We start from the raw sequence: 17,190 nt of genomic DNA on the forward strand, positions 1-17,190 counted from the left end.
GATGGATGCGAGCGCCTTCGCCACCCTCGTCGACGAACTCCGCGCCAATGCCGGCCTCGCCGCCAAGGCCGAGATCGGCGACGTCGCCGCCCGTCTCGGGCTTTCGGGCGCTCGCGTGCCGGTCGGCGACGACTGCGCGGCCATCCCGGATGGCGACGGGCATCTGCTGTTCGCCATCGAGGGCTTCATCAACGGCTTCGTGGCGGCGGACCCGTGGTTCGCCGGCTGGTGCGGGGTGATGGTCAACCTCTCCGACATCGCCGCCATGGGCGGGCGCCCGCTGGCGGTGGTGGATGCGGTGTGGGCCAAGGACGCGGACAACGCGGCGGCGGTGCTCGACGGCATGCGGGCGGCGTCGGAGGCTTACGGCGTGCCGATCGTCGGCGGCCATTCCAATCTGCACACCACACAGGAGCAATTGGCCGTGGCGGTGCTCGGCCGCGCCGGCAAGTGCCTGCTCACCAGCTTCGACGCCCGCCCGGGCGAGGTGCTGATCGCCGCCATCGACCAGCGCGGCGGCTGGCGCGAGCCGTTCGACAACTGGCAGGCGGCATTGGCCGTCCCGCCGGAGCGCCTGCGCGCCGACCTCGCGCTGCTGCCGGAAATCGCCGAGCGCGGCCTGTCCCGCGCCGCCAAGGACATCAGCCAGGCCGGCCTCGTCGGCACGGCGGTGATGCTGGCGGAATGCTCGGATGTCGCCATCGATATCGACCTCGACGCCATCCCGCTGCCGCAAGGCGTCGAGCTGGCGCGCTGGCTCAGGAGCTTCCCCAGCTTCGGCTTCCTGCTGACGGCGGCGCCGGAAGAGGCGGACGCCGTCCTCGCGCTGTTCGCCGCCCGCGACATCGCCGCCGCCGCCATCGGCACCGTCTCGGCCGGCCATGCGGTGAGCGTGGCGAGCGGCCCGCATCGCGCGCTCATCCGCGACTACGCCGCCGAACGGTTGATGGGGCTCGGCGCGAAGCAGGAGGAGATGGCGTGATGGCTTCCTCCCTGCGCATCGCCGTGCTCTCCCACTCGACCAATCCGCGCGGCGGCGTCGTGCATGCGATGCAGCTGTGCGAGGCGCTGGCCGATCTCGGCCACCGGCCGGTGCTGCACGCCCCCGACTTCACGGGCGCCGGCTTCTTCCGCCCGCCGCGCTGCGAGGCGGTGGCCTTCAAGGTCGGCCCGGCACCGGCCGGCATGACCGAGATGGTCGAGCAGCGCATCGCCGATTATGTCGCCCATTTCGAGGCGGCGGGAACCGACGGCTTCGATCTGTTCCACGCCCATGACGGCATCTCCGGCAATGCGCTGGCGACGCTGAAGGCGCACGGCCGCATCCCCGGCTTCATCCGCACCGTGCACCACATCGATGCATTCGCCGATCCGCGCCTCGCCGCCTTGCAGGAGCGCGCCATCCGCGCGGCGGATGGCTGGCTCACGGTGAGCCGCAAGTGGCAGGTGCATCTCGCCGAGGCCTATGGCCTCAAGGCCGAGCTTTCCGGCAACGGCGTCGACGGCGCCCGCTTCCGCCCGCAGCCGGATGGCGGGGAGGGCGCGTTGCGGGAAAGTCTCGGCCTCGGCGCCGGCCCGGCCTTCCTCGCGGTGGGCGGCATCGAGGCCCGCAAGAACACCCTGCGCATCCTCGACGCCTTCCTGCAATTGCGCGCCCTGCGCCCGGATGCCGAGCTCATCGTCGCCGGCGGCGCCTCGCTGCTCGACCACAGCGCCTATCGGGAGGAGTTCGCCGCCCGGCTGGCCCATGGTACCGGCATCCATGGCGGCGGCATCCACGGCGGTCATGGCGTCCACATCACCGGGCCGCTCGCCGATGCCGACATGGCCCGGCTTTACCGGCTCGCCGACGCGCTGGTGTTCGCCTCGGTGAAGGAGGGCTTCGGCCTGTGCGTGCTGGAGGCGATGGCCTGCGGCGTGCCGGTCATCGTCTCGCATATCGCGCCCTTCACCGAATATCTCGCCGAGGACGAGGCGATCTGGTGCGACCCCCACCGCCCGGCCTCCATCGCCGACGCCATGGCGCTCGCGCTGCGGCCGGGCGTCCGCGAGGTGTTCGCCCCGCGCGGCCTCAAAGTCGCCGCCCGCCACGACTGGACGCGCGTCGCCCGCGCGCATCTGCCCCTCTACACCCGCCTCGCGGAAATCGCCCGGAGATCGCTCCATGCCTGAGATGAGGTTCCGCATTGCCTGGCCCGACGGCGCGACGGAGGAGTGCTACTCGCCCTCGCTGGTCATCCGCGATCATTTCGAGGAGGGCGAGGTCTATCCGCTGGCCGAGTTCATGGCCCGCGCCCGCATCGCGCTCACCGTCGCCTCGGAACGCGTGGCCGCCCGTTACGGCCATCCCTGTTCGCTGGCGCTCGGCCAGCTGGCGCGGCTGGAGAGCCGCGCCACGACATTCGCCGATCAGCCGCAGGCGAAAGTCGCCTGCCTCCAATTCCTGCTTCCCCAAGGATTTGCCGAAGGATCCGCCCGATGACTTCCCGCACCGCGCAGAACGGCGGCCATTACGGCGCCATCGTCGTTGGCGGCGGACAGGCCGGCCTGTCCGCCAGCTTCCATCTCTCCCGCGCCGGCATCGATCATCTCGTCGTCGAGAAGAAGACCGCCATGCACAAATGGCGCGACGAGCGCTGGGACGCCTTCTGCCTCGTCACCCCCAACTGGCAGTGCCAGCTTCCCGGCCATCCCTATGATGGCGACGACCCCAACGGCTTCATGGTGAAGCACGAGATCCTCGGCTATCTCGACCGCTTCAAGGCCAAGGTGAAGCCGCCGATCCTGGAGCACACCGCCGTCACCGCGGTGGAGCGGCACGCCGCCGGCTTTCGCGTCGAGACCTCGGCCGGCAGCTTCACCGCCGATGCGGTGATCCTCGCCACCAGCCTCTATGGCACGCCCTCCACCCCCCGCGCCGCCGAGCGGCTGCCGGACGACATCCTCCAGCTGCACACCGTCGACTACCGCAGTGCCGAGGCACTGCCGCCGGGCGCGGTGATGGTGGTCGGCTCCGGCCAGTCCGGGGCGCAGATCGCCGAAGATCTGCACCTCGCCGGCCGCAAGGTGCACCTCGCCACCGGCAATGCGCCGCGCTGCGCCCGCTTCTATCGCGGCCGCGAAGTGGTGGACTGGCTGTGGGACATCGGCCAGTACAACATCACCATCGCCGATGACGGCATGGGCAAGAAGCGCCACGACACCAACCATTATCTCACCGGCCGCGACGGTGGCCGCGACATCGACCTGCGCCGCTTCGCGCAGGACGGCATGGCGCTCTATGGCCGGGTGAAGGGTGTCTCCGGTGGCCGCATGCTGTTCGAGGCGGACCTGACGAGCAATCTCGATGCCGCCGACCGCGTCTATAACGGCATCAACGCGCTGATCGACCGTCACATTGCGGAGAAGGGCATCGAGGCGCCGCCGCCTTCCGTCTATGTCCCGCTCTGGGAGCCGGCCGAGGAGCCGGCCGAGCTCGATCTCGCGGCGGCCGGCATCACCAGCGTGATCTGGGCCACCGGCTTCCGGCCGGACTGGTCCTTCGTCGGCCTGCCGATCTTCGACGGCACCGGCTATCCGGTGCAGCGGCGCGGCGTCACTGCCGTGCCGGGGCTCTATGTGCTCGGCCTGCCCTGGCTGTGGACCTGGGGGTCCGGCCGCTTCCTCGGCGTCGCCGCCGATGCCGAGCATGTGGTGGAGCATTTAACCGCCGCCGTCGCCGCGCCGCGGCAACTCATGGCGCAGGCGGGGTAGCGCCATGAGCCTCGTCGCCCCCTCGCATCGCCTCGTCATGGAACCGGCCTGGGAGACGGTGGTGCGGCTCGGCATGCCGCATCTGGTGCCGCAGGGCCTGTCGGAGAGCTGGCTGCTGAAGCAGCTCGGCGACGTGCACTGGCAGTTGCTCGCCGCCCGCATCGGACGCCCCGCTTCGGCGGTGGAGGATTGGGAGGGCAACCGCGTCTACGCCGCCTTCCGCCAGCTCCGCCTGGAGGCGGCGCGCCTCGATCTGGCGCGCGAGGATGATGGGCTGGTCATCCGCTCCTGTCTGTGGCGGCTGACGCGCACCCAGCTGATCAGCCAGCACGCGCTGGAGATCGGCGGTGAGGCCGCCGGGTTGGTGACGCTGGTCTCGGCCTTCATCCGTCGCGAGGGCGGCTCGAACCGCCGCGTCTGCCGGGTCGAGGTGCCCGGCCTCACCGAGCTGCCTTTTTGGGGACAGCTCCAGCCGGAGGTGCCGCCGCTCGCCGAGGCGCCGGGGCCGGCGGAGGCGTTCAGCTTCACGCCCTGCCCGCCGGAGGATTTCAACGGCGCCGGCTTCCTGTATTTCCCGGCCTATGTCGCCATCGCCGAGCGCGCGCTGCACGCGACGCGGTGGAAGGCGGCGGCGGACACGCCGGTGCGCGAGCGGACGGTACGCTTCCACGCCAATCTCGATGCCGGCGACCGCATAGATGTCGCCACCTGCCTGCTTCCCACGGCGACAGGCGAGGCGCGCATCGCCTCGGCGCTGCGCCGGGCCTCCGACGGGGTGCTGATGGCGGAGATCGTCACTCTTCGCCATGGCGAGGCCGCGGGCGCTCCGCTACAAGCCGTCTAGGCTAGGTGCCGCGGCCCGGCCGGAAGCCGTGTGGGGGAGGGGGCGATGTTCTCGCATATGCGTGTCGGCGTGAGCGATTATGAGCGCGCCTTGGCCTTCTATGCGCCGCTGATGGCGCTGCTCGGGCTCGATCTCAAATTCGCCGAGCCGGAGAACCACTGGGCCGGCTGGAAGCCGCCGGACGCCGACCGGCCGCTTTTCCTCATCGGCCGGCCGTTCGACGGCGCGCACGAGGCCGGCAACGGCCAGATGATCGCCTTCCTCGCCCCGAACCGGGCGCTGGTCGACCGCTGGCACGCGCTGGCGCTGGCCGGCGGCGGCACCGATGCCGGCGCGCCCGGCCTGCGCCCGCACTATCACCCGCATTATTACGGCGCTTATGTCCGCGATCTGGACGGCAACAAGCTATGCGTCTGCTGCCACGCGCCGGAAGGGTAGGGCGCGGGGCGAAGCCAGGCCCGGCGCTCAGGCTTCCCGCCAGCGGCGATAGAACCAGGTCCACTGCGCGGGGTGCTCGCGCACCCAGCCTTCCACCACCGAGGTGATCGCCTGCATCGAGGCATCGACGTCGATCTTGCCGCTGGCGTCGCGCGGCAGGTCGAGCGGCGGCGTGCAGGCGATGCGGAAGCGTCCGCCGGGCAGGCGGATCACCCGCACCCCGTGCACCGGGCATTCATAGAGCCGTGCCAGCCGGGCGATGGTCGGGTTGGCGGTGCAGGGATGGCCGAAGAACTCCACCGTCGGCCCGCCGCGCCGGTCCTGGTCGACGAGGATGCCGAGATGCTTGCCCTGGTCGAGCACGGTGGCGAGCTCGAACACCGCCACATGCGAGGCGGCCACCAGATTGCCCATCACCTTGGCGCGCTGGTTCAGCAGCAGCCCGGCGAGGAAGTCGTTGTCCGGCGGCCGGAACAGCACCGCGCTGTCCAGCCCCTGCGCCGCGGCGGCGATGGCCGGCAGCTCCCAATTGGCGAGATGCGCGGTGAAGATCAGCGCCGGCTTGCCATCGGTGCGCATGGCGATGAACTGCGTCGCGCCCGATACCTCGATCCGGCTCTTGGCCGGCTCCCACATGTTGAACTGCCAGATGTGGTCGAGATGCACGAACTCGCCGGCGACGCGGCCCATATTGTCCCACATGCCGCGGGCGATGGCCTCGCGCTCGGCCTCGCTCTTCTCCGGGAAGGCGCGCCTGAGGTTGCGCAGCGCGCGCTGGTGCACGGAGGTGCGCGGGCCGATCAGCTTGGCCCAGAAGGCGCCGGCCTCGGCCGCCCGCTCGGCGCTGACCGCGCGCAGCATGCGGATCAGCGCCCACACCGTGCCGGAGAGCACGGTGTCGCGCAGCCGCTTGTACCAGGGCAGGGAAATGCTCACAGGCCGGTTGCCACCCGCGTCTCGGAAACGATCAGAAGGTGATGACGACCTTGCCGAATACCCGACGGGTCTCCAGCCGCTCCAGCCCCTTGGTGAAATCCTCCAGGGGGAACTGCGAATCGATCACCGGCTTCACGCCGCGCGCCATGCGGGTCAGCCCGTCGGCGATGGCGCGGATCGGCGCGCCGAACGAGCCGATGATGCGGTACTGCCGCTGGAACAGCTGCATCAGGTTCATGTTCACCGACACGCCGGAGGTCGAGCCGCAGGTGACCAGCCGCGCGCCGGGGCGCATGGAGAGCAGCGAGCCGTTCCAGGTCTCGGCGCCCACATGCTCGAACACCACATCGACGCCCTTCTTCTTGGTGATCTTGCGCACCTCGTGCTCGAAGCGGTCGGTCTTGTAGTTGATGACGTGGTCGGCGCCCAGCGCGACCGCCTTGGCGCATTTCTCGTCGTCGCCGGCGGTGGTGATCACCGTGCAGCCGATCTCCTTGGCCATGCGGATCGCCACCGTGCCGATGCCCGAGCCGGCGGCATGGACGAGGATGGTCTCGCCCGGCTCCAGCTTGGCATTGTCGAACAGCATGTGCTCGACGGTGGAGAAGGTGACCGGCGCGGTGGCAGCATCCACCCAGTCGATCCCGTCGGGAATCGGCACGCAGAGCCGCTCCTTGATGTTGAGCGCGTCGCGGGCGAAGCCGTCGACATGGAAGCCCATCACCCCGGCCACTTCCTCGCAGAGATTGTCGCGGCCGGATTTGCACATGCGGCACTGGCCGCAGGTCAGCGCGCCATACATGGCGACGCGCGAGCCCGGCTTGAAGCGGGTGACGCCCTCGCCGATGGCGGTGACTTCGCCCACCGCCTCGGCACCGACGATCAGCGGCATCTTGCGCTTGGCGAAGGCCATGCCGCGCCAGCCCCACACGTCGATATGGTTGAGCGCCAGCGCCTTGACGGAGACCTGCACCTCGCCCGGCGCCGGGGCGTCGGGGGCGGGGAGGTCGACGAGATCGAGCTGGCGGTCGGAGACGAGTTGAAGCGCGCGCATGGCGTGGCTCACTTCCTTCAAGAGCGGAACGAAAAATCAGCGCTGGATGGCTAGAGCAGCGGTGAGGCCGCCGTCAACCGGCAGCGTCGCGCCGGTGACATAGCCCGCGCCGGGCGAAAGAAGAAAGGCTACCACCCCGGCCACGTCCTCCGGCCTGGCGAAACGCCCGGCCGGGATCTGCTTTTCGACATTGGCGCGGTAGGCGGCATAGGGCGCCAGCATCTCGGTATCGACGAAGCCGGGGGCGACCACGTTCACCGTCACCCCGCGCCGCGCGCCCTCGATGGCGAGCGTGCGGCAATAGCCGCCCAGCGCCGCCTTGGAGCCGGCATAGATGGCGTTGCCGGCATTGGCGACGTCGGCGGCGATCGAGCCGATGGCGACGATGCGCCCGGCCCGCGCCCGCGTCATCGGGCGAATCAGCGTGCCGGCCAGCTTGACGAAGGACCAGTAATTGACCTGCATCAGCCGCTCGGCCTTGTCCTGGTCGACCATGGCGGCGAGCGTGTCGTAGCTCATGCCGGCATTGTGGACGAGGCCGAAGAACCGCTCCTCGGCGATCTGCGCCGCGAAGGCATCGACCGCGCTTTTGTCGGCGAGGTCGAGCGACCGCGCCTCCAGCACCGCGTCCGGCTTCTCGGCCTTGATCGCGGCGATCAGCGCCTCGGCCTCGGTGACGGCGGTGCGGACGGTGAAGACCACCTCGAAGCCGCCGAGCGCCAGCGCCCGCACGATGGCGGCACCGACACCGCGCCCGCCGCCGGTGACGAGAATGCGGGAAGTCGTCATGCGCGCCCCCTTCCTTCACCTCTCCCCGAGGGGGAGAGGTCGGCGCGCAGCGCCGGGTGAGGGGGAAGGGCGCCTGGGAGTTCCGTGCGCGCGCAAGACCCCTCACCCCAGCCTTCTCCCCCACGGGGAGAGGGAGAAGAAAGCGGCGAGATCATCGCTGGCGCCAAGACAAAAGCCTTCACGCCGGCTCGCCCGTGAGGATCAGGCAGACATTCTGCCCGCCGAAGCCGAACGAGTTCGACATCACCCGCGTCACCTGGGCGTCGCGGGCGACGTTGGGCACCACGTCGAGCGGGATCGCCGGATCCGGCGTCTCGTAATTGATGGTCGGCGGGATCCGGCCGTTCTGGATGGTCAGCAGCGATACCACCGCCTCGATGGCGCCGGCGGCGGTCAGCGTATGGCCGATCATCGACTTGTTGGAGGACAGCGGAATGCTGCCGATCCGCTCGCCGAACACCGCGCTCATGCCGGTGAACTCCATGCGGTCGTTCTCCGGCGTCGAGGTGCCGTGGGCGTTGATGTAGTCGATCTCGTCCGGGCTCACCACGGCGTCGGCCAGCGCTGCGCGCATGCAGCCGATCACCGGCTTGGCGTCCGGCGAGGAACGGGTGCGGTGGAAGCTGTCGGCCATCTCGCCGACGCCCTCGACCACGCCGAGGATGGTCGCCCCGCGCGCCACCGCGTGCTCCATGCTTTCCAGCACCAGCGCGCCGGCGCCTTCGGCGATGATGAAGCCGTCGCGGTTCTTGGAGAACGGGCGGGAGGCGGCTTCCGGCACCTCGTTATTGGTCGACAGCGCCGAGAGCAGCGAGAAGCGGATCAGCGCTTCCGCCGTCACCGAGCCGTCGGTGGCGATGGACAGCGCCGCGTCGCAATCGCCGCGGCGGATCGCCTCGACGCCGAGCTGGATCGAGGTGTTGCCCGAGGCGCAGGCGGTGGACAGCGAGATCGGCTGGCCGCGGGTGCCGAAGCGGTCGGCGAGGTGGTCGGCGATCGAGCCGTAGAGGAAGCGCTCGTGCCAGTTGCCATGATCATGGGTCTCGGCGGCGCGCAGCAGGTCGTCATAGGTCACCGGGCCGTTGGCCGAGGCTTCCTGGGCCAGGATGCGGCGCTGCGGCCATTCGATCTCGATCGGCGGCACCGCGCAGAACAGCGGGCCGGGGAAGTTGCCCCTGGAGCCGATGCCGGACTGGGCGATGGCCTCGTCCGCCGCCAGCTGCGCCAGCTGCTCGGAAAGGTCCGGCGCGGTGCGTCCGCTTTCGGAAAGGAAATCCACCGTGCCGGCGATGGTGGTGCGCATCGAATCGAGCGGGAAGCGCGTGATGCGGTGGATGCCGGACTTGCCGGCAGTCAGCTTGGCCCAGTTGTCCTCTTTGCCCTGGCCGAGCGAAGTCACCAGCCCCATGCCGGTGACGACGACAATCGGCCGACCGGCCTTGTCGGTATAGGACGCCATGATGTGCTCCTCGGGAGCTTGCGCTCCCCGTGCGGTTTTAGCTCTTATCGATCAGATGGTTGCGTCTGGTCGATAAGAAAACGCTTTAGAGTCGGCCGGCGAAAGCCCGTTCCGGTCGCAGAGGTTCCTCTCCCTCTGCGGAACAGGCTCTAGTCGACTTGCTCCACGAGCGCCACGCCTTCCCCGCGCCAATGCCCCACTCCGGTGACGATGACACGCTTCAGCGGTGCATCGAAAGGCTTTTCCAGCGTCTCGCCGGCGAGCGGCGGGAACAGCCGGCCCTGCGAGACCGTCAGCGCCGCGATCGCCAGCGCCACCGGCATCTGCGCCTCCAGCCCGTGGCCGACCCGGTCGGTCACCGAGCGCACCGGCAGGCCGGCGCGCCCCAGCACCAGGGCTTCGGCCTTGGTCGGCTCCGGCGCGCCCGAGGCGGCGGAAAGAATGGCTGTGCCCTCGGCGGTGTCGCCGCGGGCGGTGGCGATCATCGTCGCCAGCGTCGCCTCGACGGCGCCGTCCTCGCCGCGCCGCGCCCGCTCGGACCAGATGCCCGAGAGCTTGGCGATCGGTTTGGCGCCGCGCGCCGTGGCGTGCTCGGGGCTCTCCAGCACCAGGAAGGCGCCGGCCGAGCCGGTCGGCACGCCGTCGGCGTTCGCGAGCACCGGCGACCAGGGCGCGTTCTTGGCGAGCTGCTTCAGCGCGAACAGCAGCAGCATGTCGCGCCGCTCGGCATTATAGGCGCCGCCGACCAGGGCGATCTCGCTGGTGCCGGCGGCGATGCGCGAGAAGCCGATGCGCACCGCATCGGTGCCCGAGCTTTCCTCGCCCATGAAGGTGCGGGAGGAACCGGTGACGCCGTGCACGATGGAGATATTGCCGGCCAGCAGGTTGGAGAGCTGGGCGAGGAACAGTGTCGGGCGCAGGTTGGACTGCAACTGCTCGTTCAGGAAAACGTCAGGCTTCGGCTGCTTCTCGATCTCGGTCAGGATGGCGCCGTCGACCGACTGGTCGCGCTCGCCGCCGCCGGCCGCCACCACCATGTCGGTGTTGCCGAGAATGTCCTTGTTGCCCTTGATGCCGGCCGAATCCAGCGCCAGCCCGGCGGCATAGGTGCCGATGCGCTGCCAGGGTTCCATCTGCCGCTGGTCGCCCTTCTTGGCGATCTGCGTATCGAAATTGATCTTGGGAAGCGGGTGGACGATGTAGGGCGCGAAGCCCGTCTCGTCGACCACCGGCTTGCCGTCGTTCAGCGCCGCCCAGTGGGCCTCCAGCCCTTCACCGAGCGACGAGACGAGCCCGATGCCGGTGATCCAGACGTCACGACGCTTAGACATGCGTAAGGTTTCCTGCGCTCGCCGGGGCGGACGAGCCGAGTTCGGCCGGGGTGCCCATCGGCATGCCGATGCGCTCGGCGGTTTCGAGGAGATAGCCGCGCAGCTCGGGCGCCGGGAACGGCATGGTCTTGAGCGTCACCTCGGCATTGCACACGAGCTTGCCCTCGACCCGGCCCTCGGCCTTCAGCCGCGCGAAGCCCGAGCCGTCATGCACCATCTCGGCGAAAACCTCGATGACCTGGCCGGGGGTGACGAAGGTGCGGAGCTTGCCCTTGTCGACCGAGGCGAGGAACGCCATGCGGTCGTAATTGTGCAGCCGCAGCAGCAGCATGCCGCAGCTCTGCGCCATGATCTCGAACAGCAGCACGCCGGGCAGCAGCGGGTGACCCGGAAAGTGCCCTTCGAAGATCGGGCTCTTGTCCGGCACGATATTGGCGGTGCGAAGGGTGCGGGCCTCGAGATCGAGAGCCAGCACCTTGTCGACCATCTGGAAATATTCGAGCCGCATATCCTGCCTGCGCCTGCTCGTATGCCGTGCCAGTCCGCTCAGGCGGACTTGGCGGCGATCAGCTCGTCGATGCGGGCGCAGAGGTTCTTGAGCACGAAATACTGCTCGGTGGTCGCCTTGCCCTCGTTGACTTCCTGCGTCCAGCTTTCCAGCGGCAACTTGATGCCGAACGCCTTGTCGATGGCGAAGGCGATGTCGAGGAAGTCCAGGCTGTCGATGCCGAGATCGTCGATGGCGTGGCTTTCCGGCGTGATGTTCTCGCGCGGGATGTCGCACGTTTCGGCGATGATGTTGGCGACGGTCTCGAACGTGGACGACATGGAATGCCTCTGGTCTCTGTGGCCGCGTCCGGCCACGATGTGAATCGGAGTACGCCCGCCGGGCGCTCGTCCCGTCAGGCCTCCCGCGTGGGTGACGGCCCGTATACCTAAGCGCGCCCGGCTATTCAATGGCGCCGGCACAGCAATCTCTTGTGCCCACAGCGCGGTGTCGCATCTGTGTCATGCGCGCCGCCGCCCCGCGCCACCGCATCGACACCCTATCGTCATGGCGGGAAGACCGATTCCAGCCTATCCTGCGGTCACTTCACGCGACCGTCGCCACGACCGCGGAGAGTGGCCGGCATACGGCTTGCCGGCCGCCGAACGCGGCGAGACGGTGACCATCGGTAGGAAGCGTCCCCCGGGGAGAGTTGAGATGTCCGCTGCCGTTCGTCCCGCAACCCTGGTGCGGGCCTTCGCCGCGCCGCTCGTCCTCGCCTTTCTTGCCGGCGCCGCCCTCGCTCAGGGTGCCCCGCCCAAGCCCCCGGCGCCGCTTCCCAAGTCTCCAGTGACCGCACCGGCAACCGCCCCGGTGACCGCGCCGGCCAAACCCGCCGTCAGCCAGCCGGCCGCTGCCCAGCCCGCCGCCGAGCCGGCGCTGCCGAAAACCTATAGCCGCCCCGATCTCGTCGAATCCGCCCGCCGCCTCCAGGCGCTGGTCGATCGCAACCGGGCGCCGCTGGAAAAGCCGGCCGCCCAGCTGCGCCGCGACGCCGATGCCGCCCTGCAGGCCGGCGATGCCCGCAGCGCCGCCGATCTCTATGCCCGGCTGGTCCGCCTTGCGCCGGACGATTCCGGCCTGTGGATGCGGCTCTCGCGGGCGCTGGCGAAGATCAAGCCGAACAATGACGAGAGCGCCGACACCTTCCTCGATCGCGCGACGGCTGCCGCCTTCCTCGCCTATCGCCGGGCGACCACCCGCAACCAGCAGGCCGACGCCCTCTACGCCATCGGCCATCTCTATGCCGAGCGCTCGCTCTGGCGGGCCGCCCTCGACACGCTGAACCTCGCCCTCGTTGTGCGCGACGTGCCGGCCGAGCGCAGCTATTACGATAGCCTGCGCGCCGAGCAGGGCTTCCGCATGCTCGACTACACCGTCGATTCGGAGGCGGCGAATCCGCGTGCCTGCGTGCAGTTCTCCGAGGAGCTGGCCAAGGGGCCGGTCGATTTCGCCTCCTTCGTCGCCTTGTCCGGTCCCGGCGGCGCCGTCGACAAGCCGGCGGTGTCGGTGGATGGCCAGCAGCTCTGCGTCGAGGGGCTGCGCCATGGCGAGGCCTATGGTCTCACCATCCGCGCCGGCCTGCCCTCGGTGATCGCGGCGGAAAAGCTGCAGAAGGCCGCCGACCTCACCATTTACGTACGCGACCGCAAGCCCGGCGTGCGCTTCACCGGCCGGGCCTATGTGCTGCCGCGCACCGGCCCGCGCTCCATCCCGGTGGTGACGGTGAACACCTCCCGCGTCGCGGTGGAGGTGCTGCGCGTCAGTGACCGCTCGCTGATTCCCACCGCGCTCGACGGCGATTTCCGCCGCGACCTCGGCTCCTACGATTTGTCGCAGCTGAAGGACGGGCAGGCCGAGCTGGTGTTCTCCGGCGAGCTGGAAACCGCCTCGCCGCTCAACGAGGACACCACCACCGCCTTCCCGGTCGACGAGGCGGTGGGCACGCTCAAGCCCGGCGTCTATGTGCTTGCCGCCCGGCCGGGCGGCGACGCCGCCAATCCGGATGACGACTACGCCACCCGCTCGGCGCAGTGGTTCGTCGTCTCCGATCTCGGCATGACCGCGCTGTCCGGCTCGGACGGCCTGCACGTGCTGGTGCGCGCGCTCGGCTCCGCCAGGCCGGTGGCCAATGCCGAGATCCGCCTGCTGGCCAAGTCCAATGAGCTGCTCGCCACCGCCCGCACCGACGCCAACGGCGCCGCGCTGTTCGATGCCGCCATCACCCGCGGCACCGAGGGCTTCGCCCCGGCCGTCGTCGTCGCGCGGGGGGAGGCGGACGACTACGCCTTCCTGTCGCTGGAGGACCAGGCCTTCGACCTGACCGATCGCGGCGTCGGCGGCCGCGCCGCGCCCGGCCGCATGGATGCCTTCCTTACCGCCGAGCGCGGCGTCTACCGCTCCGGCGAGACCGTCCACCTCACCGCGCTGCTGCGCAATCCGCAGGTGGCGGCGGTGGCCGGCGTGCCGCTGACGCTGGTGCTGAAGCGCCCGGATGGCGTCGAGGACCGCCGCGCCCTTGTCGACGATCAGGGCGCCGGCGGCCGGGCGACGGCCTTCGAGCTGATGGCCGGCGCCATGACCGGCACCTGGCGGGTCGACGCCTATGTCGACCCGCGCGGCGCTCCGGTCGGCTCGACCACCTTCCTGGTGGAGGATTACGTCCCCGAGCGGCTCGCCCTCGAGCTCTCGACTACGGCGAAGCAGATCGCCCCCGGCACGCCGATCACCGTCGATGTGCTGGGGCGCTGGCTGTTCGGCCCGCCGGCCACCGGGCTCGACGTTTCCGGCGAGATCGAGCTGAAGGTCGCCAAGGAGCGCGCCGGCTGGCCCGGCTGGCGCTTCGGCCGCGCCGATGACGGCTTCACCGCCCAGCGCGAGCCGCTGCCGGAGGCCCGCGTCACCGATGCCGCCGGCAAGGCGAGCCTCGCGGCCGTCCTGCCTTCCGCGCCGGCCACCGGCCAACCGCTGGAGGCCGAGATCTTCGTCGAGCTGGACGAGGGCGGCGGCCGCGCCATCCGGCGCTCGCTCACCTTGCCGGTGGCGCCCGCCGGCTCCGGTCTCGGCGTCAAGCCGCTGTGGAGCGGTTCCGGCCCCGCCGAGGGCACCAGCGCCGCCGTCGAGGTCGCCTTCATCGACGCCGGTGGCAAGCAGCAGCCGGCGGCTGGCGTCGCCTGGACGCTCTACCGCATCGAGAATCGCTATCAATGGTACCGGGTCGGCAATAGCTGGGACTTCGAGCCGGTGCAGGCGACCCGCAAGGTCGCCGACGGCACGCTGGACCTCGCCGCCGACCAGCCGCGCCGGCTGGAAGTGCCGGTCGAATGGGGCCGCTACCGGCTGGAGGTCACCTCCGGTGCCGGGGCCACCCGCCTCTCCACCGCCGTCGGCTTCGAGGCCGGCTGGGGCGGCGGCGCCACCGCCGACGCGCCGGATCGGCTCGATCTCACCCTCGACAAGCCGCTCTATGCCGCGGGCGACAAGCTCAACGTCCACATGGCCAGCCGCACGGCCGGCTCGGCGACGGTACTGATCGTCGGCGACGGCGTGCTGGCAATGAGGACGCTCGACGTGCCGGCCGGCGATTCGACCGTCACCTTCGATGTTGCGGCGAACTGGGCGCCCGGCGCCTATGCGCTCGCCTTCCTGCACCGCCCGCTCGACGTCGCCGCCGGCCGCAATCCCGGCCGCGCCATCGGCCTCGCCTGGTTCGGCGTCGACCGCGCGAAGCGGGTGCTGGAAGTGGCACTGGCCGCCCCCGAGCGCATCCGCCCGGAAACCACGCTGTCGGTGCCGGTCGAAGTGAAGGGGGCGGGCGCCGGCGAGGCTTATGTCACCCTCGCCCTCGTCGATGTCGGCATCCTCAATCTCACCGGTTTCAAGACGCCGGATCCGGACGGCTTCTATCTCGGCCAGCGCCAGCTCGGGACGCAGGTGCGCGATTTCTACGGCCAGCTGATCGACGGCATGCAGGGCGCGCGCGGCCGGCTGCGCTCCGGCGGCGACGCCATGGATGGCGGCTTGCAGGCCGACCCGCCCACCCAACCGCCGCTGGCCTTGTTCTCCGGCCCGGTGAAGCTGGACGGGCAGGGCAGGGCGACCATCGATTTCGCCGTCCCCGCCTTCGACGGCACCGGCAAGCTGATGGCGGTGGCGTGGTCCGGTGAGGCGGTCGGCCATGGCGACAGGGATGTCGTCATCCGCGATCCCGTGGTCGCCACCACCACCCTGCCGCGCTTCCTCGGCGCCGGCGACCGCTCGACGCTGAACCTCGCCCTCGACAATGTCGATGGCCCGGCCGGCGACTACACCCTGTCGCTGGTGACCGAGGGGCCGGTGAAGTTCGGCGCCGCCCCAGCGCGCGTCACGCTCGCCCAGGGCGCCCGCCAGAGCCTGCAAGTGCCGCTGGAAGGCACCGGTATCGGCCCGGCCAAGGTCTCCGTCCGCCTCGGCGGTCCGGACGGCCTCGGCGTGGTGCGCGACTATGCGCTGGAGGTTCGCCCCGCCTACCCGTCGATCAGCCGCCGCAGCGTGACCGCGCTGGCTCCCGGTGCCTCGCTGACGCTGAGCGGCGATCTCGTCGCCGATCTGGTGCCCGGCACCGGCCGGGTGACGGTCTCGGCCGGCGGCGATCCCGCCTTCGACGTGCCGGCGCTGATGGTGGCGCTCGACCGCTATCCCTTCGCCTGTTCCGAGCAGCTCACCAGCCGCGCCATGCCGCTGCTCTATGCCGCCGAGCTGGCCAAGGGTCTCGATCTGAAGAACGATCCCGACAAGACCATTCGCGACGCCATCGCCCGGCTGGTTGCCCGGCAGGGGTCGGACGGCTCCTTCGGCCTGTGGCAGGCCGGCGGCAACGACCTGTTTCTCGATGCCTATGTCAGCGATTTCCTGACCCGCGCCCGCGAGCGCGGCTTCGCGGTGCCCGAGGTGCCGTTCCGCCTGGCGCTCGACCGGCTGCGCAACGCGCTGTCCTATGCCGGCGACGGCGCCACCGATGACGGCACCGCCTATGCGATCTATGTGCTGGCCCGCAACGGCCGCGCCCCGCTCGGCGACCTGCGCTACGTCGCCGATGCCAAGATGGCAGACGTGTCCTCGCCCTTCGCCCGCGGCAACATTGCCGCCGCCCTCGGCCTGCTCGGCGACAAGGGGCGGGCGGAGAAGGCTTTCGCCGCCGCGCTGGAGCTGCTGCCGGCGCAACCGGAGGCCGACCTGCTCGGCCGCGCCGATTTCGGCTCGCAGCTGCGCGACGCCGCCGGCGTGGCGACGCTCGCCGCCGAGGGCGGCTTCCCCGGCACGGCGCGCACCGCCCGCGCCCGCGCGGTGACCCTCGGAAATGAATCGGGACCGACCTCGACGCAGGAGGATGCCTGGCTGCTGCTGGCCGCCCGCGCCGCCCGCGAGGGCAGGGGCGTCAGCCTCGACATCGACGGTTCGGCGCATTCCGGCCTGTTCGAACGGATTTTCGAGCCATCTGCACTCACTGCACACCGCACCATACTGACCAATCGCGGTTCGGCGCCGGTCGATGTTGCCGTCTCCATCGACGGCCCGCCATCCAGTCCCGAGCCCGCCGCCGCCAGCGGCTTCGCGCTCAAACGCTCCTATTTCGACCTCGCCGGCAACCCGGCCGACCCATCGAAGGTTCAACAAAATCAAAGTCTTGTTGTGGTTTTGGAGGCGCAGGAGGACGAATACGCCCCCTCGCAGGTGCTGCTCGTCGACTGGCTCCCCGCCGGTTTCGAGATCGACAATCCCGCTCTGGCGGTGGGTTCGGATGCCGGCGCCTTGTCCTGGCTGGGCGAAACCACCGAAGCCGCCCATGCCGAGTTCCGCGACACCCATTTCATGGCGGCGTTCGATCGCACCCAAGCCTCTGAAGAATCAAAGCTTTTGCGCGTTGCCTATATTGTCCGCGCCGTCTCGCCGGGCACATACGCCCACCCGCCGGCGACGGTGGAGGATATGTACCGCCCCGGCCGCTTTGCCCGCACCGGGGCCGGTACTTCGGTGGTGACGGAGCGTGGACGGTGAGCG

At 70.2% G+C, this 17,190-nt stretch carries 14 protein-coding genes; 7 read left to right on the plus strand and 7 right to left on the minus strand.

Annotation, left to right across the window (positions count from 1 at the left end):
- Position 1 precedes the first annotated feature (1 nt).
- From KHC24_RS05095 to KHC24_RS05120, 6 genes are read left to right on the plus strand one after another with little or no spacing between them, the layout of a single operon-like run.
- A complete protein-coding gene (locus KHC24_RS05095; protein WP_213359970.1) occupies positions 2–982 on the plus strand; it encodes a sll0787 family AIR synthase-like protein in 981 nt (326 codons plus the stop codon).
- Complete coding sequence (locus tag KHC24_RS05100) at positions 982–2,172, plus strand: MSMEG_0565 family glycosyltransferase (RefSeq protein ID WP_213359972.1); 1,191 nt, start codon at positions 982–984, stop codon at positions 2,170–2,172. Before KHC24_RS05095 ends, KHC24_RS05100 begins: the two co-directional genes overlap by 1 nt.
- Positions 2,165–2,482 carry an MSMEG_0570 family nitrogen starvation response protein gene (locus tag KHC24_RS05105; RefSeq protein WP_213359974.1) on the plus strand — a complete coding sequence of 106 codons (318 nt, stop codon included), beginning with the start codon at positions 2,165–2,167 and terminating at the stop codon, positions 2,480–2,482. The genes KHC24_RS05100 and KHC24_RS05105 overlap by 8 nt, the downstream gene beginning before the upstream one ends.
- Positions 2,479–3,753, plus strand: coding sequence for an MSMEG_0569 family flavin-dependent oxidoreductase (locus KHC24_RS05110; protein WP_213359976.1), 1,275 nt, complete (start codon positions 2,479–2,481; stop codon positions 3,751–3,753). Before KHC24_RS05105 ends, KHC24_RS05110 begins: the two co-directional genes overlap by 4 nt.
- A 4-nt stretch (positions 3,754–3,757) precedes the next feature.
- A complete protein-coding gene (locus KHC24_RS05115; protein WP_213359979.1) occupies positions 3,758–4,597 on the plus strand; it encodes a Pnap_2097 family protein in 840 nt (279 codons plus the stop codon).
- Positions 4,598–4,642: 45 nt separating this feature from the next.
- Entirely contained in the window at positions 4,643–5,035 is a 393-nt protein-coding gene (locus tag KHC24_RS05120) for a VOC family protein (protein WP_213359984.1), read from the plus strand.
- Positions 5,036–5,062: 27 nt separating this feature from the next.
- On the opposite strand, the gene KHC24_RS05125 is transcribed toward KHC24_RS05120, so the two are convergent.
- The 7 genes from KHC24_RS05125 to KHC24_RS05155 all read right to left on the minus strand — a co-directional run bounded on the left by KHC24_RS05125 (position 5,063) and on the right by KHC24_RS05155 (position 11,432).
- Positions 5,063–5,971 carry a lipid A biosynthesis lauroyl acyltransferase gene (locus tag KHC24_RS05125; protein ID WP_213359986.1) on the minus strand — a complete coding sequence of 303 codons (909 nt, stop codon included), beginning with the start codon at positions 5,969–5,971 and terminating at the stop codon, positions 5,063–5,065.
- Positions 5,972–6,002: 31 nt separating this feature from the next.
- A complete protein-coding gene (locus tag KHC24_RS05130) occupies positions 6,003–7,025 on the minus strand; it encodes a zinc-binding dehydrogenase (protein WP_213359989.1) in 1,023 nt (340 codons plus the stop codon).
- 36 nt (positions 7,026–7,061) lie between these two features.
- Positions 7,062–7,814: an SDR family NAD(P)-dependent oxidoreductase gene (locus tag KHC24_RS05135; protein WP_213359992.1), complete on the minus strand. Its 753-nt coding sequence runs from the start codon at positions 7,812–7,814 to the stop codon at positions 7,062–7,064.
- Positions 7,815–7,992: 178 nt separating this feature from the next.
- Positions 7,993–9,273: a beta-ketoacyl-ACP synthase gene (locus KHC24_RS05140; protein ID WP_213359995.1), complete on the minus strand. Its 1,281-nt coding sequence runs from the start codon at positions 9,271–9,273 to the stop codon at positions 7,993–7,995.
- Between the two features lie 149 nt (positions 9,274–9,422).
- Positions 9,423–10,604 (minus strand): beta-ketoacyl-ACP synthase, encoded by a 1,182-nt coding sequence (locus KHC24_RS05145; RefSeq protein ID WP_213359998.1) that lies wholly within the window; start codon positions 10,602–10,604, stop codon positions 9,423–9,425.
- Complete coding sequence (locus KHC24_RS05150; protein WP_213360000.1) at positions 10,597–11,112, minus strand: 3-hydroxyacyl-ACP dehydratase FabZ family protein; 516 nt, start codon at positions 11,110–11,112, stop codon at positions 10,597–10,599. The genes KHC24_RS05145 and KHC24_RS05150 overlap by 8 nt, the downstream gene beginning before the upstream one ends.
- 38 nt (positions 11,113–11,150) lie before the next feature.
- Positions 11,151–11,432 (minus strand): acyl carrier protein, encoded by a 282-nt coding sequence (locus KHC24_RS05155; RefSeq protein WP_213360002.1) that lies wholly within the window; start codon positions 11,430–11,432, stop codon positions 11,151–11,153.
- A 376-nt stretch (positions 11,433–11,808) separates the two neighbouring features.
- On the opposite strand from KHC24_RS05155, the gene KHC24_RS05160 reads away from it, so the two are divergent.
- The gene (locus KHC24_RS05160) at positions 11,809–17,187 is read left to right on the plus strand and encodes an alpha-2-macroglobulin family protein (protein WP_213360004.1); all 5,379 of its coding nucleotides are present in this window, start codon (positions 11,809–11,811) and stop codon (positions 17,185–17,187) included.
- Positions 17,188–17,190: the final 3 nt, after the last annotated feature.

It is taken from the genome of Ancylobacter defluvii, from assembly GCF_018390605.1.
In the GTDB taxonomy this organism is placed as follows: Bacteria; Pseudomonadota; Alphaproteobacteria; order Rhizobiales; family Xanthobacteraceae; genus Ancylobacter; species Ancylobacter defluvii.

Coding starts and splice junctions, on each gene's coding strand:
- KHC24_RS05095 (WP_213359970.1), top strand. CDS start 2: ATGGATGCGAGCGCCTTCGCCACCCTCGTCGACGAACTCCGCGCCAAT.
- KHC24_RS05100 (WP_213359972.1), top strand. CDS start 982: ATGGCTTCCTCCCTGCGCATCGCCGTGCTCTCCCACTCGACCAATCCG.
- KHC24_RS05105 (WP_213359974.1), top strand. CDS start 2,165: ATGCCTGAGATGAGGTTCCGCATTGCCTGGCCCGACGGCGCGACGGAG.
- KHC24_RS05110 (WP_213359976.1), top strand. CDS start 2,479: ATGACTTCCCGCACCGCGCAGAACGGCGGCCATTACGGCGCCATCGTC.
- KHC24_RS05115 (WP_213359979.1), top strand. CDS start 3,758: ATGAGCCTCGTCGCCCCCTCGCATCGCCTCGTCATGGAACCGGCCTGG.
- KHC24_RS05120 (WP_213359984.1), top strand. CDS start 4,643: ATGTTCTCGCATATGCGTGTCGGCGTGAGCGATTATGAGCGCGCCTTG.
- KHC24_RS05130 (WP_213359989.1), bottom strand. CDS start 7,025: ATGCGCGCGCTTCAACTCGTCTCCGACCGCCAGCTCGATCTCGTCGAC.
- KHC24_RS05135 (WP_213359992.1), bottom strand. CDS start 7,814: ATGACGACTTCCCGCATTCTCGTCACCGGCGGCGGGCGCGGTGTCGGT.
- KHC24_RS05140 (WP_213359995.1), bottom strand. CDS start 9,273: ATGGCGTCCTATACCGACAAGGCCGGTCGGCCGATTGTCGTCGTCACC.
- KHC24_RS05145 (WP_213359998.1), bottom strand. CDS start 10,604: ATGTCTAAGCGTCGTGACGTCTGGATCACCGGCATCGGGCTCGTCTCG.
- KHC24_RS05150 (WP_213360000.1), bottom strand. CDS start 11,112: ATGCGGCTCGAATATTTCCAGATGGTCGACAAGGTGCTGGCTCTCGAT.
- KHC24_RS05155 (WP_213360002.1), bottom strand. CDS start 11,432: ATGTCGTCCACGTTCGAGACCGTCGCCAACATCATCGCCGAAACGTGC.
- KHC24_RS05160 (WP_213360004.1), top strand. CDS start 11,809: ATGTCCGCTGCCGTTCGTCCCGCAACCCTGGTGCGGGCCTTCGCCGCG.